The organism is Acholeplasma equirhinis (assembly GCF_017052655.1).
In the GTDB taxonomy this organism is placed as follows: domain Bacteria; phylum Bacillota_I; class Bacilli_A; order Acholeplasmatales; family Acholeplasmataceae; genus Acholeplasma; species Acholeplasma equirhinis.
In genome coordinates, this window is record NZ_JAFIDC010000001.1 from 1083182 (window position 1) to 1097858 (window position 14677).

At 35.8% G+C, this 14677-nt stretch carries 11 protein-coding genes; all 11 read right to left on the reverse strand.

All coding sequences use genetic code 11. From position 1 onward, the window contains the following. Positions 1 to 34: 34 nt before the first annotated feature. A complete protein-coding gene (gene fusA, locus JV173_RS04980; protein ID WP_205735191.1) occupies positions 35 to 2107 on the reverse strand; it encodes an elongation factor G in 2073 nt (690 codons plus the stop codon). A 15-nt stretch (positions 2108 to 2122) separates the two neighbouring features. After that, a complete protein-coding gene (rpsG, locus tag JV173_RS04985; protein WP_205735192.1) occupies positions 2123 to 2593 on the reverse strand; it encodes a 30S ribosomal protein S7 in 471 nt (156 codons plus the stop codon). A 50-nt stretch (positions 2594 to 2643) separates the two neighbouring features. Further along, positions 2644 to 3090 carry a 30S ribosomal protein S12 gene (gene rpsL / locus JV173_RS04990; RefSeq protein WP_205735193.1) on the reverse strand — a complete coding sequence of 149 codons (447 nt, stop codon included), beginning with the start codon at positions 3088 to 3090 and terminating at the stop codon, positions 2644 to 2646. Between the two features lie 202 nt (positions 3091 to 3292). Continuing rightward, on the reverse strand, positions 3293 to 3697 hold the full coding sequence (locus tag JV173_RS04995) for a VOC family protein (protein ID WP_372433664.1): 405 nt from the start codon (positions 3695 to 3697) through the stop codon (positions 3293 to 3295). Then, positions 3697 to 3975 carry a GNAT family N-acetyltransferase gene (locus JV173_RS05000; protein ID WP_240453016.1) on the reverse strand — a complete coding sequence of 93 codons (279 nt, stop codon included), beginning with the start codon at positions 3973 to 3975 and terminating at the stop codon, positions 3697 to 3699. The genes JV173_RS04995 and JV173_RS05000 overlap by 1 nt, the downstream gene beginning before the upstream one ends. A 174-nt stretch (positions 3976 to 4149) precedes the next feature. Then, positions 4150 to 4743: a hypothetical protein gene (locus JV173_RS05005; RefSeq protein WP_205735196.1), complete on the reverse strand. Its 594-nt coding sequence runs from the start codon at positions 4741 to 4743 to the stop codon at positions 4150 to 4152. A gap of 79 nt (positions 4744 to 4822) precedes the next feature. Next, positions 4823 to 5410, reverse strand: a complete 588-nt coding sequence (locus JV173_RS05010; protein ID WP_205735197.1) for a hypothetical protein — start codon at positions 5408 to 5410, stop codon at positions 4823 to 4825. Positions 5411 to 5513: 103 nt separating this feature from the next. Continuing rightward, a complete protein-coding gene (gene rpoC, locus JV173_RS05015) occupies positions 5514 to 9662 on the reverse strand; it encodes a DNA-directed RNA polymerase subunit beta' (protein ID WP_205735198.1) in 4149 nt (1382 codons plus the stop codon). Continuing rightward, a complete protein-coding gene (rpoB, locus tag JV173_RS05020) occupies positions 9662 to 13480 on the reverse strand; it encodes a DNA-directed RNA polymerase subunit beta (RefSeq protein WP_205735199.1) in 3819 nt (1272 codons plus the stop codon). The genes rpoC and rpoB overlap by 1 nt, the downstream gene beginning before the upstream one ends. A gap of 140 nt (positions 13481 to 13620) precedes the next feature. After that, positions 13621 to 14211 carry a class I SAM-dependent methyltransferase gene (locus JV173_RS05025; RefSeq protein WP_205735200.1) on the reverse strand — a complete coding sequence of 197 codons (591 nt, stop codon included), beginning with the start codon at positions 14209 to 14211 and terminating at the stop codon, positions 13621 to 13623. A gap of 74 nt (positions 14212 to 14285) precedes the next feature. Continuing rightward, on the reverse strand, positions 14286 to 14657 hold the full coding sequence (gene rplL / locus JV173_RS05030) for a 50S ribosomal protein L7/L12 (RefSeq protein ID WP_205735201.1): 372 nt from the start codon (positions 14655 to 14657) through the stop codon (positions 14286 to 14288). Positions 14658 to 14677 lie beyond the last annotated feature (20 nt).

Here is a 14677-nt window from a genome sequence, read left to right on the forward strand (position 1 = left end):
ATTTTATCATAATACTAATTTTTTGTGAAGCGGATTAGTTTGAACCGCGTTTTTTCATAATTTCTTCTTGAATTGATTTAGGTACACGTTCGTAGTGATCAAATTGCATTACGAATGTTGCACGTCCTTGAGTGTTTGAACGAAGTGACGTTGCATAACCAAACATTTCAGAAAGTGGAACGAATGCACGGATAGCGATTGCGTTACCACGGCCTTCTTGTGATTCAAGACGACCACGACGTGAAGTAATGTCACCGATGACGTTACCAACATAGTCGTTAGGTGTAACAACTTCGACATCCATGATAGGTTCTAAGATCACAGCACCAGCTTTAGTCTTAGTATCTTTTAACGCCATAGACGCAGCAACTTTGAATGCCATTTCTGATGAGTCGACTTCATGGTATGAACCGAATGTTAATGTTGCTTTAAGGTCTACGATTGGGAAACCAGCAAGCACACCAGATTGTAAAGCTTCTTCTAAGCCTTTTTGAACTGATGGGATATATTCACGAGGGATTACACCACCAACGATCTTATCTACGAATTCAAAGCCTTTACCAGGATTTGGTTCGAAGTTGATCACAACGTGACCATATTGACCACGTCCACCTGACTGACGAACGAATTTCGCTTCAATTTGTGCAGCTTGAGTAATTGTTTCACGGTAAGAAACTTGAGGTTCTGCGACGTTTGCTTCAACTTTGAATTCACGTCTCATACGGTCTACAATAATTTCTAAGTGTAATTCACCCATACCAGCAATAATTGTTTGGCCAGTTTCAGTGTTTGTATAAGTTCTGAAAGTTGGATCTTCTTCAGCAAGTTTTGCTAAAGCGTTACCCATCTTATCTTGGTCATTCTTAGTTTTTGGTTCAACCGCAACTTCGATAACCGGTTCAGGGAAGTTCATTGATTCTAAGATAATATCATCATTTTCTAAAGCTAAAGTGTTACCTGTTGTAGTGACTTTTAAACCAACTGCAGCAGCGATATCACCTGCGTAAATTTCAGAAATTTCTTGACGATTGTTCGCATGCATTTGTAGAATACGACCGAATCTTTCTCTTTCATCTTTAGTTGTATTCTTAACGTATGAACCTGAAGTAATTTTACCTGAGTACACACGGAAGAATGTTAACTTACCAACGAATGGGTCTGTCATAACTTTAAATGCTAATGCAGTAAATGGTTCTTCATCATCTGCGTGTCTAATAATTTCAACACCGTCTGAATTGTGACCGATTACCGGTGGGATGTCAAGTGGTGAAGGTAGATAGTTGATAACGGCATCTAACACTTTCTTAACACCTTTATTTTTGAATGATGATCCACAAACGACTGGGAAGAATTGAACTGCTAGAACACCTGTGCGGATTGCACGTTTTAACATTTCAACTGTTACTTCTTCGCCTTCTAAATAAGACATCATTAATTCTTCATCGAATTCAGCAACAGCTTCGATTAAATCAGTTCTTGCTTTTTTAACTTCATCCATCATGTAAGCTGGGATTTCGATTGATTTTGTTGTTTCATCAGCATCACCAGTATATTGAACTGCAGTCATTTCGACTAAGTCAACAATACCGTTGAAATCTGATTCTGATCCAATAGGTAATTGGATTGCATTTGCTTTAACACCTAAGCGGTTTAAGATAGTCTTGATTGCATTCTTGAAGTCTGCACCAATTTTATCCATTTTATTAACGTAAACAATTCTTGGAACTTTATACTCAGTAGCTTGTCTCCAAACAGTTTCTGTTTGAGGTTCAACACCTGCTTGAGCATCAATAACTGTAACAGCACCATCTAATACGCGTAGTGATCTAGAAACTTCAACTGTAAAGTCGACGTGTCCTGGGGTGTCAATGATATTAACACGGTGATCTTTCCACACTGCAGTAGTTGCTGCTGATGTAATTGTAATCCCACGTTCTTGTTCTTGTTCCATCCAGTCCATAGTTGCAGCTCCGTCATGAACTTCACCAATCTTATGGATTTTACCTGTATGGTATAAAATACGTTCGGTAGTAGTCGTTTTACCCGCATCAATGTGAGCCATGATACCGATATTACGTGTTTTTTCTAATGAATATTGACGTGGCATATAGATATCTCCTTATTACCAGCGGTAATGAGCAAACGCACGGTTTGCTTCCGCCATCTTATGCGTTTCTTCGCGTTTTTTCACAGAAGCACCTAAGCCTTGTGACGCATCGATAATTTCTTTTGCTAATTTTTCTTCCATAGTTTTCTCATGGCGTTTTTTAGCGTATTGTGTTAACCATCTTAAAGCGAGCGCTTGTCTTCTTTCTGGTCTAACTTCAACTGGAACTTGATAGTTTTGACCGCCGATACGACGTGCTCTAACTTCTAAGATAGGTGAGATGTTATTCATTGCTTCAGTGAATACATCCATTGGTTCGCGACCAGTTTGGTCTTTAATGCGATTGAATGCACCGTATAAAATACTTTGTGCAGTCCCTTTTTTACCTTCTTCCATAATACTATTGATTACTTTAGTGATGAGTTTTGAATTGTAAATAGGATCTGGTAATACATCGCGTTTAACAACATGTCCTTTACGTGGCATCTTGTTCACCTTCTTCCTTTCGAATGATTTTTTATTAGAGTTTTAAATTCTTATTTCTTTCCTGCTGGTTTTGCAGCTGCGCCAGCTTTAGGACGTTTAGCACCATATTTAGAACGACCTTGTTTACGGTTAGCAACACCAGTCGCATCTAAAGTACCACGAACGATATGATATCTAACCCCTGGTAAGTCTTTAACACGTCCACCGCGTACTAATACGACGCTGTGTTCTTGTAATGAGTGTCCTACACCTGGGATATAAGCTGTTACTTCAGTTCCATTTGATAAACGAACACGGGCATATTTACGAAGTGCTGAGTTCGGTTTCTTTGGAGTCATTGTTGTAACACGAGTACAAACCCCACGTTTTTGTGGTGAAGCATAATTTGAATCAGCTTTCTTTAAAGTGTTGAAACCGTATTGTAAAGCTGGTGATTTACTCTTATACTTCTTATCTGTACGAATGTTCTTTGAGATAAGTTGTGATATAGTAGGCATGAATACATTTCCTTTCCTGAAACACATATCCAAGTGTTTCATTTTTCATATTTCGGCTTCGTGAAGCCATTTAGTTAATTTAGTTTGTGATGTTTCAATCACACCTTCTTTATTATATATTTTATGTATACAAAAGTCAACAAAATAATTTCTAAATTACACCAATTCTCACAAAAAAACCACCATTTGTTGGTGGTCTATTTTATCTTCTAAAAGGCTTATTGAATGAACCAATTTCGATTAAATTTCCTTCAGGATCTGCAAAGTAAAAGGTACGTTGCCCCCATGGCATGGTTTCTGGTTCTGTAACAATTTCAAAATCTGCTTTTAATAGTTTTTGATAATATAAATCTACATCGTCAAAAGTATCGACATAAAGTGCAATCTCCATATGTCCAGATATACCTTTTGCATAATTGAACTTAGACCTTGTCAAAGCTTCAATTGAGTTTCTTCCATAAAGTAAAAATAGTGTATCATCTTTAATTAAATAAACATGTTCTGTATCTATTGATTCTTTAATTTCAAAACCAAGGACATCACGATAAAAAGTGATCATCTTTGCCATATCATTGACAAATAAACCAAAACCATCTAATCTAAGCATCATTCAGCTTTATGCCAAATAAAACTATACTTTGCTTCCATACGATTAAAGAGTTCAACAACGTATGGACAAATTGGTACAATCTTCTTTCCATTTTCTTTTGCAAGATCAACAAGTGCATCCACTAACTTCATAGCAAGCCCACCACCACGTAATGCTGGGTCTACAAAGGTATGGTCTGCATAATAAAGATCACCTTTTTCTTTATAGGTGATTTCTGCTTGCATTTTACCCTCACTATCGTTTTGGAAGATTCTTCCTTTTTCATATAAAAACATAAGCATTTCTCCTTTATATATATTATATAGAAAAAGAAAAGGAGCGATTCCCTAATCGCTCCTTTTATTGATATTCAGGCCGTAAGTATTCTCTCCCTGAATACTTCAACCCGACAATATAGATATGCCGAACTATATTATATACTTTTTCAATTGTTTTTTCAAGTTTTGCATCTATTTTCGAAGAATTAATGAACCTCTATACCAATCTTTACTTAAATAATAAATAGAGACTAACATTGAAGCTAAAATAATTTCAACATAACTATTGAGTTCTGAGATAAGTAACATGTTTTCAGGAATCTTAATATTCATTAAAATCACACTATACCAAATGACACTTAGTAAGATGAACAAGAGGTGTACAACTGTTTTTTTCTTGTCGACTCTTCTTAATAATCCAAGAACCAGCAACAAATCTAAGATGAACAATGGATAAAGATAGGTTTCTAACATTGCCAAATATGAAGCACCTTGATTTAGAAAAATTATAAAGTGGAAACCAATCATAAAGAGTCTTACTAAAACAGATATAAAACCTGTTGATAAAAAATAAAGATCACGTTTTTCACCAATTGTGAAAAACACACTCCCTAGCGCTGAAAAAATTAACGTCATAAACATCCAAAAAACTTGCAAGTTTGTAGGGTCTAGATTCTCAATACTTAAAAATCCTTCAGGAAACACAACAATCACTAAATTAAAAACTAAACTTGATATTGCAGCCAAAATGAAAAAAGTTAGGCCTGCTTTTTTGAAAAAATCCATTTGATATACCTCGCGAGAGTTATTTTATCATAAAACGACAAAGAAAAAACCAATCGAAATCGATTGGTTATATGTCTTATTAGAATTTCCACTTTGTATTTAGGAATTGATGGCTCTTGAATAAAATTGCTGCAAGTGTAAATGATATCGCAAATTTAACCATTGTATATAAATAGAAACCTACCTCACTAAAGCCTGGAATCACGTTATTTCCAAAGTAAAGAATTAAACTTGCAAAATATAAAATGTAATAGTAATTTACCCAGTTCTTACCTTGGTCATCTACTTTTTGTTTAAAGAGTGATCCAAATAAGAATGATGAAATAATAATTAAAACCGTTGTAACACTATAAATTGCCATATAAAGATTTAATGCAGTAGCGTAATAGTCAGCTGTAAAATTATATGTTTCTAAAACTAATGTAAATGCAAGCATGATCGATACATTTCTAAATTTTGTGTCTTTTCTTTGGCTTACTGCAAGATAGATAAGACCTATGACTTCAAGTAAAGTTACACCAACTAAGAAATAGTCCCATATAAGTCCAAAAGGATAAAGGTGTACATCTGCTTCCCAGTTTGGTTCAAAAAATTGACTTAATTTAAATACCATATCTAATACAAGTGCTGCAAGTAAAAAATAAATACCAATTTTAGCTAATTTCATTCCAATCCCCCTCTTTGGCCTCATTTTATCATGAGGCATTTTTATTTTCAAAATAATAACAATAAAAAAGACCAATCTGTCGATTGATCTTATTTAATATGTATTAGTCTAATTCTTCGTATTCTTCGATAATTTGAGCAGGTTTGTCATAGAAGAAATCTTTTTCTTGGAGCACACCAGTACCAGCAGGGATTAAGCCACCAATAATGACGTTTTCTTTAAGACCATGTAATTCATCTCTCTTACCTTTAATTGCAGCATCTGTTAAGATACGAGTTGTTTCTTGGAATGATGCAGCAGATAAGAATGAGTCACTACGTAAGGATGCACGTGTAATACCAAGTAGGATTGGACGACCAACAGCTAGACGGCCGCGTTTTTCCATAGCTTGTTTATTTGCATGCATGAATTCAGCGATTGAAACTTCTGTACCTGGTAAGAGTTCAGTGTCACCTTCAACGACGACAACGATTCTTCTTAACATTTGACGGATGATAACCTCAACGTGTTTGTCAGAAATTTCTACCCCTTGTGCACGGTAAACTTTTTGAACTTCAGCTAAGATATACTTAGATGCAGCTTCAACGTCTGTTGCACGTAAGAGTTCTTTAGGATTGATAGAACCAGCTGATAGTTTTTGACCAGCTTTAATCTTATCACCTTTCTTAACAAGTGATTCAACGTTTGGATCAAGTGTATACTTGTGTTCCTTAGATGATTCATCTTGATTCTTACTTGCTTCATCAAGTACTGTAATGATGTATGAACCACCTTTACGAGATACTTCTTTAACTTTACCTGAAACTTCAGAGATAATTGCTTTACCTTTTGGATTACGTGCTTCAAATAACTCTTGAATACGTGGAAGACCTTGTGTAATATCGGCACCAGAGGCAACACCACCGGTGTGGAATGTACGCATGGTTAACTGAGTACCAGGTTCACCGATTGATTGAGCTGCGACAACCCCAACTGCTTCCCCAACTTCAACATATTGGTTAGTAGCAAGATTGATACCGTAGTCTTTCGCACAGATACCATGTTTAGAGTTACATGAAAGTACTGATCTAATTTCAACTTTTTCAAATCCAGCTTTAACAATTTCATATCCGATTTCATCAGTGATTAACTCATTACGTTTAACGAGTACTTCACCTGTATTTGGATTAATAATGTCTTTAGCTGAGAATCTACCATGGATTCTATCATGTAGAGAAACAACTTCTTTACCTGATTCATCTTTGATAGCTTCAACATAAATACCATGTTCGCTACCACAATCGTCTTCAACAATGATGACATCTTGTGATACGTCGACTAAACGACGTGTTAAGTAACCAGATTCCGCAGTCTTTAACGCAGTATCGGTAGAACCTTTACGGGCACCGTGGGTTGAGATGAAGAATTCTGATACGGTTAAACCTTCACGGAATGATGATTGAACTGGGACTTCAATAGTTTCCCCTTTAGGGTTACTCATCAGACCACGCATACCGACTAACTGTGTAAAGTTAGATACGTTACCACGGGCACCTGAGTCAGACATCATGAAGATGTTGTTGTCCTTATCAAATTCACTCATTAATCCAGATTGGATCTTACTGCGTACTTCAGTCCATTTGTCGATAACAAGTTTTTTACGTTCTGATTCTGTTAAGAGACCATCTTCATACCATTCTTCAATTTGGTTTACTTGTTCTTCTGTGTCATCAATTAAAGCTTTCTTCTTAGAATAAACATTGATGTCAGCAAATGAAATTGTAATACCAGCAACTGTTGAATACTTGAATCCTAAGTCTTTAAGTTTGTCTAACATCTTAGAAGTTTCTGAAATGTGGAATAACTTAAATACTCTGGCAATAACAAGTGATAAGAATTTCTTCTTAAATGGTTCTGGTGATGGAATTGATTTTAATGCTTCTTTTGGATTTTCACCTTTTTTAATGAAGTAAACATCTGGTGTTTGAACTTCTAAGTTCTTAGATGTTGGTTCATTCACATAAGGGAATGTTTCAGGTAAGATACTGTTAAAGATTAACTTACCTAATGTAGTGACTAAATACATGTTCATTTGCTCAGCAGTAAATGTATGTTTTACTGTTTCAGGGCGAAGAATGATACGTGTATGTAATGTAATTTCTTTGTGTTCGTAAGCAAGTTTAGCTTCTTCGATAGATGCGAAGAATTTACCTTCGTTTCTATGTAATTCATCGTGTCTTGCTTGTTTAGCAGCATCAGTGAATTGACGATCTAATCTTTCTTCGATTGTTAAGTAATAGTTACCTAAAACCATGTCTTGAGATGGTGTAACAACTGGTTTACCATCTTTAGGGTTTAAGATGTTGTTAGAAGCTAACATTAAAAGTCTTGCTTCTGCTTGTGCTTCTGGTGAAAGTGGTACGTGAACCGCCATTTGGTCACCGTCGAAGTCAGCATTGAACGCTGGTGTAACAAGTGGGTGAAGTCGGATCGCTTTACCATCAATTAATTTAGGTTCAAATGCTTGAATACCAAGTCTGTGAAGTGTTGGGGCACGGTTTAATAGCACTGGATGTTCACGAACAACCTTTTCTAATGCCTTCCAAGTATCTTCATCACGTTTTTCATATTTAGCATTCGCATTTTTCTTTTCAGCACCAGTCATAATTTGTAATTCTCTTAAGATGAATGGTTTGAATAAGATTAATGCCATTTCACGTGGAATACCACATTGGTACATTTCTAAGTCTGGACCAACAATAATTACTGAACGTCCTGAGTAGTCAACACGTTTACCAAGTAAGTTTTGACGGAAACGACCTTGTTTACCACGTAAAAGATCTGATAATGATTTTAAGTGACGATTTCTTTCAACAGCTGCTTTCTTACCACGTTTAGCGTTGTCAAATAAAGCATCAACTGCTTCTTGTAACATACGTTTTTCGTTCTTAGTAATTAAGCGAGGTGCATTTTGTTCTTTTTGTTTCTTTAAACGGTTATTACGGTTTAAGATACGACGATATAAGTCATTAAGGTCAGTTGTTGCGAAACGACCACCATCAAGTGGAACCATCGGACGTAAATCTGGTGGGATGACAGGAATAACATCCATAACCATCCATTCAGGTTTATTGTCTGATGCATTGAATGATTCAACAACTTCAAGTCTCTTAATGATACGATCGCGTTTTTGTTTAGACGCTGTCTTTAATCTTCTTCTTAATTGTTTAACTTCTTTGTCTAAGTCTAACTCTTGAAGTAATTTTTTAACAGCTTCTGCACCAGTAAGTGCTGTAAATCTATTACCGTATTCTTCAACAAGCGCTGAATAGTCTTGCTCTGTTAAGATTTGTTTCTTAGTTAATGGTGTGTTCGAACCTGGATCTGTAACAATATAAGCTGCATGGTAAACAACTTCTTCTAACGATTTTGCTTTAATACCTAAAAGGATTGCAAGGCGTGAAGGTGAGTTCTTTAAATACCAAGTGTGAACAACTGGAGCTTCTAAGTTAATGTGACCCATTCTTTCACGACGTACTTTAGATTCAGTAATTTCAATACCACATTTTGGACAGATTTGACCTTTATTAACGGTTTGTTTCTTACCACATGCGCATTGATAATCTCTGGTTGGTCCAAAGATACGTTCATCGAATAATCCACCTGGTTCAGGTTTAGATGTACGATAGTTAATAGTTTCATGATTCACAACTTCACCATAAGACCAGTTTCTAATTTCTTCTGGAGAAGCTAATCTGATCTTGAAGTGTGTAAATGTTCTTGAACCATAACCTTTTCTAATAGGTTCTACATTAATATTAATTCTTGATTCAACATCATCAACTAACACAACAGGAGCTACTTCTTCATGTTCACCATGTAGATGTTCAACTTCTGATAATGGTTCTTGTTGATAAAGTTCGAATAAGTCATTCATTTCCTTAAGTAGGAAATCATCTTTATCAAAGATATGATATAACGCATGGCGGTCATACTTTAATAAAGCTTCTAAGTCTCTAATACCAACAGTTTCTAAAACTGAAACTGCTTCAGAAGATAGTGATAAATCACTAACCTTTCTTGGTAATTTGTAAAAGACTAAAGTTGGTAAAACTTCTTCAAAAGAGTCGGATAGTAAAGATTGTAGTTCTTTAATATTGAACGTATTGAAATCTTCTAAACGGTCAATACCTGAGAGTTTTAATCTTTCTAAGGCCTTTTGGGAAAGTTTAAGTTGTTCTACTGGTAATGATAGAATTTCTTTGCTAGACATTATCTAAACCCTCCTTTGTTTAAGCCTTTCGTAGTGTCAACTAAGCTCTTAGTCGCTTCGTTTTCACCAGTTGTTGCATCAACTAATTCAACATATAATCCTAAAGCTTGTAATTCACGAGTTAATACTCGGAATGATTCAGGAATTGATGCTTTTGGAATTGGTTGACCGTGAGTGATTGCATAGTATACTTTATTTCTACCAAGCATATCATCTGATTTAACAGTTAACATTTCTTGTAATGTATGTGCAGCACCATAAGCATATAATGCCCAAACTTCCATTTCCCCGAAACGTTGACCACCATTTTGAGCTTTACCACCCATTGGTTGTTGCGTTACTAAAGTATATGGACCGACGTTTCTAGCATGAAGTTTATCGTCAACCATGTGTGACAGTTTGATCATATACATGACACCAACTGAAATACGGTTTTGATAAGCCTCACCAGTACGTCCATCATAAAGTGTTGTTTTACCGTCTGGTTCAATACCAGCATCCTTCATGATTTCTTTTAAGTCTTCGTCAGTAACACCATCGAAGACTGGTGTTGCAACTTTGATACCTAAGCGTTTAGCTGAGATACCTAAGTGAATTTCTAAGATTTGTCCGATGTTCATACGAGATGGAACCCCTAATGGGTTTAACATGATGTCAACTGGTGTACCATCTGCTAAGTATGGCATATCTTCTCTTGGTAAGATTTTAGAGATAACCCCTTTATTACCATGGCGACCTGCCATTTTGTCCCCTTCAGTAATCTTACGTTTCTTAGCGATATAAACACGAATTTGTTCATTTACGCCTGGAGGTAATTGATCTCCATTTTTCTTACTGAAATATTGAACAGATTGAACAACACCACCGCCACCGTGTGGTACGCGTAGTGATGAATCACGGAATTCTTTTGCTTTATCTCCAATAACTGCATGGATAAGTTTTTCTTGTGGTGTTGGTTCAAATGCACCTTTTGGTGTAATCTTTCCAACTAAGATATCGCCTTCTTTTACTTCAGAACCAGGTACGATAATACCGCGTTCATCTAAGTATTTAACAGCTTCTTGTCCAACGTTTGGAATTTCTCTTGTAATTTCTTCTTTACCATTTGATTGTTTTAAATCACGTGTTTCAATTTCATATTCATCGATATGGATTGAAGTATACACGTCATTTTTAACTAAGTCTTCGCACATAATAACGGCGTCTTCATAGTTATAACCTTCCCAAGTCATGAAGGCAACAGTAACGTTACGACCAAGGGCAAGTTCACCTTTATCAGTAGATGGACCATCAGCGATAACATCGCCTTTATCAATCCACTCACCTTGTGCAACGATTGGTCTTTGTAAGATTAATGTGTCTTGGTTTGATCTTAAGAATTGGATTAATTCATAAGTTTCATTTTCACCTAGACCATAATCATATAATTTCTTAGCAATTGCGTAATTAAATTCACCACCAACTGTATAAATTGGTTGACCAGCTACTTTAATATCTTCAATTGGTTCTTTAGTAATAATAATTTTCTTAGCATCAACATAAGTTACATAACCTGATGTTTGAGCAACAACTACAGCACCTGAGTCTTTAGCAGCACGGTATTCAATACCAGTACCTACGATTGGTGATGTTGGTTGTAAAAGTGGCACTGCTTGACGTTGCATGTTCGCACCCATTAAGGCACGTGATGCGTCGTCGTGTTCTAGGAACGGAATTGATGCAGTCGCAACAGATACTAACTGTTTAGGGCTGACGTCCATGTAAGTAACATTGCTTGCATCAAAGATCGCAGTTTCACCGTTAGATCTTGCAATCACGCGGTTTTCAATGAATGTACCGTCTTCATTAACTGGTGAAGCTGCAGACGCAATAACTTGATCTTGTTCTTCGTTTGCAGTTAGGTATACATATTCTTGCGTAACCATTGGTTCACCTTTTTCATTCTTAACAACTTTTAAGAATGGTGTTTGGATGAATCCATATTTGTCAACTTTAGCGTATGTTGCAAGTGATGAGATTAAACCGATTGATGGACCTTCTGGTGTTTCAATTGGACATAGACGACCATAGTGTGAGTTGTGGACGTCACGGACTTCAACGCCGGCACGGTCTCTTGCGATACCACCCGTACCTAATGCTGATACTCTACGTTTTTGAGTTAATTCAGCAAGTGGGTTGATTTGATCCATGAATTGTGACAATTGAGATGAACCAAAGAAAGTCTTAATCGCACCAACAAGTGGTGTCATATTCATAATGTTTGAAGGAGTTGCATCAGCAAAGTTTGTTGTAGACATTTTGTCTTTGATGTTCTTCTCAGCTCTTGCTAAACCAATTCTGAATTGGTTCTTTAAGAGTTCGCCGATTAAACGTAAACGACGGTTACCTAAGTGGTCGATGTCATCAATAGCACCTAAACCATCATAAAGGTTTAAGTAGTAAGAGATTGCTGCAACAATATCTGATAAGACGATATGTTCTTTGTTTTCTGTTTGGTCATTACCAATTAAACGAATCACTGATGATTTATCACCATTGTCATCGTAAACATAAACATCAAGAATTTCAGCGTAAACGCCACGTCTTGTTGATTCTTTCTTATAGATGTCTTCATTTAAGAAATATTTAATAACTTTTTCATCGATTGAATGTCTATTCTTGCGTAATGTAGATAAGACTTCATCAGTGATTGGTTCATTTTTCTTAACTAAAACTTCACCTGTTTTTAAGTTTGCAATATTTTCTTTAGCATATAGCATGTCACCACCATCTGGTAATGTAACAGCTAAGATTTCTTCTGGAGTTTCATTTTCTAATGAATCTTCTTTAGCGATAACTTCGCGACGGAATGAATCACGGTTTTGAGCGAGTAGATCAACGATATCTTTAGTGATTTCAGTATCTTTTTTGATAACTGTACCATCAGCAAGTAAGATATCTTGAGCTAAGAATGTACCTTGAGCACGCGCTAACACGTCAAGTTTTTTGTTGAATTTATAACGTCCAACAGCTGCAAGATCATATCTTCTACGATCGAATAGTCTTAAACGGATGAATTCACGTGCAGCATCTGCTGGCACTTTTTCACCTTGGCGTAATTTAGCATATAAATCAATAACTGCATCATTTGGAGATTTAGCTTCATCTTTTTCAAATGTAGATGAAATTAAACTTGATTTACCAAATGTTTCTTCAATTTCTTTTTTAGTTGTAAATCCTAATGCTCTAATGAAAGTAGTCATTGGGACTTTTTTAGATCTGTCTAATTTTGCATAGAGAATCTCTTTGGAGCCTTGTTCAAATTCAATCCAAGCACCACGTGTTGGAATGATTTGTGCTGCATATTTAATCGCGTTAATTTTTTTATCAAGTTCAGAAGTATAATAAACACCACTTGAACGGACGATTTGAGATACCACAACACGTTCAGCACCATTAATAATGAATGTACCTGATGGAGTCATCATTGGTAAGTCACACATTAATACAGATGACTCACGTACCTCACCGGTAATCGCATTTTCAAGTTTCACACGAGCAGATAATTGTCTTGAGAAATTAAGATCGCGACGTTTTGCGTCTCCGATTGAATATTTTGGTTCAGCTAAAGAGCTTTCTTCAAAATAAAGCTTTAAATCCCCATTATGACCTTCAATTGGGGAAATATCTTTTAATAACTCATTGATACCTGTTTCGATGAACTCTTGAAATGATGTGGTTTGGATCTCGATAAGATTTGGTAATTCTACCTGATGTAACATTTTTGAGTAGTTACGACGCTCTGCTTTTTTTCCGTATGGAACGGTTTTATATCCCATGAATTCACACTCCTATCGTTCTTTAAGGGAACATTTTTAACCACTTTATATATTAAAATATATATAAAGAGACCATTTCTATGCATTTTATAATTTTACCACAAATTTCTAAATGTAGTCAATAAGAAAATGAAATACTGTTATTTTATCGCTTGAATAACATAAAATCCTTTATCTTTAGTGTGTACAAGCACTTCACGATAAATTGTCTTTAAATAATCAATGGTTGACTTCGCACCTTGCTGTTTTCTTACAACAATCCAAAGACTACCTTCATTATTTAAATGTTTGTATGCATCAGCGTATAAAGTGTAGATGACTTTCTTACCTGCTCTGATTGGTGGATTCGACATAATTAAATCAAACGAATCTTCAATTTGAGTGAAAAGATCAGAGGCTAAAATATTTGCTTCAACTTTGTTAGCCAAAGCGTTCTTTTTAGCTAACTCTACTGCTCTTAAATTGACATCTGACATTGTGAGTTTTAAGCTTGGATATTGTTTCTTTAAAACAATCCCCATCACGCCAACACCACATCCCATGTCTAAAAGTGAGGTTGTTTTTTCATCAATTTGGATTGCTTCAATTAGTGTTTTAGAACCATAATCTAACCCATCTCTCGAGAAGACACCTTTATCTGTGGTAAGCTTTAAATTCATCCCAAATAAAGTGAGGTTGTACGTAGATTCTTGATGGTCTAATTTATCATCATTAATGAAATAATGACTCATCTTTACCTCCTTATAAGATGTGAAAAAACCCAAGGGGGTTCCCTCAGGTTTTTCACTCATGTTCGTTTTAGAAATTAAACGATTGCAACTGTTGCACCAGCAGCTTCGAAGTCAGCCTTAATTTTTTCAGCTTCATCTTTCTTAGCTTTTTCTTTGATAACAGCATCAGCTGTTTCAACTAAAGCCTTAGCTTCTACTAAGCCTAAGCCTGTAACTGCGCGCATAACTTTGATAACTTCAATCTTCTTATCACCGAATGATTTTAAGATTACGTTGAATTCAGTTTTTTCTTCTACAGCGGCTGCAGCAGCTGGAGCTGCTGAAACTGCAACTGCAGTTGGGTCGATACCAAATTCTTCTTTTAAGCCATCAACTAATTCTTTGATTTCTAATAAAGACATTTCTTTTAAAGCTTCAACGAAAGCTTGTTTAGTTAATTTTGCCATATTTTTAATTCTCCTTTGAT

Excerpts from the sequence above, each read along its gene's own strand:
- rpsG (WP_205735192.1), bottom strand. The coding sequence starts at position 2,593 with ATGCCACGTAAAGGACATGTTGTTAAACGCGATGTATTACCAGATCCT.
- fusA (WP_205735191.1), bottom strand. The coding sequence starts at position 2,107 with ATGCCACGTCAATATTCATTAGAAAAAACACGTAATATCGGTATCATG.
- rplL (WP_205735201.1), bottom strand. The coding sequence starts at position 14,657 with ATGGCAAAATTAACTAAACAAGCTTTCGTTGAAGCTTTAAAAGAAATG.
- JV173_RS05025 (WP_205735200.1), bottom strand. The coding sequence starts at position 14,211 with ATGAGTCATTATTTCATTAATGATGATAAATTAGACCATCAAGAATCT.
- rpoC (WP_205735198.1), bottom strand. The coding sequence starts at position 9,662 with ATGTCTAGCAAAGAAATTCTATCATTACCAGTAGAACAACTTAAACTT.
- JV173_RS04995 (WP_372433664.1), bottom strand. The coding sequence starts at position 3,697 with ATGCTTAGATTAGATGGTTTTGGTTTATTTGTCAATGATATGGCAAAG.
- JV173_RS05010 (WP_205735197.1), bottom strand. The coding sequence starts at position 5,410 with ATGAAATTAGCTAAAATTGGTATTTATTTTTTACTTGCAGCACTTGTA.
- JV173_RS05000 (WP_240453016.1), bottom strand. The coding sequence starts at position 3,975 with ATGTTTTTATATGAAAAAGGAAGAATCTTCCAAAACGATAGTGAGGGT.
- rpoB (WP_205735199.1), bottom strand. The coding sequence starts at position 13,480 with ATGGGATATAAAACCGTTCCATACGGAAAAAAAGCAGAGCGTCGTAAC.
- rpsL (WP_205735193.1), bottom strand. The coding sequence starts at position 3,090 with ATGCCTACTATATCACAACTTATCTCAAAGAACATTCGTACAGATAAG.
- JV173_RS05005 (WP_205735196.1), bottom strand. The coding sequence starts at position 4,743 with ATGGATTTTTTCAAAAAAGCAGGCCTAACTTTTTTCATTTTGGCTGCA.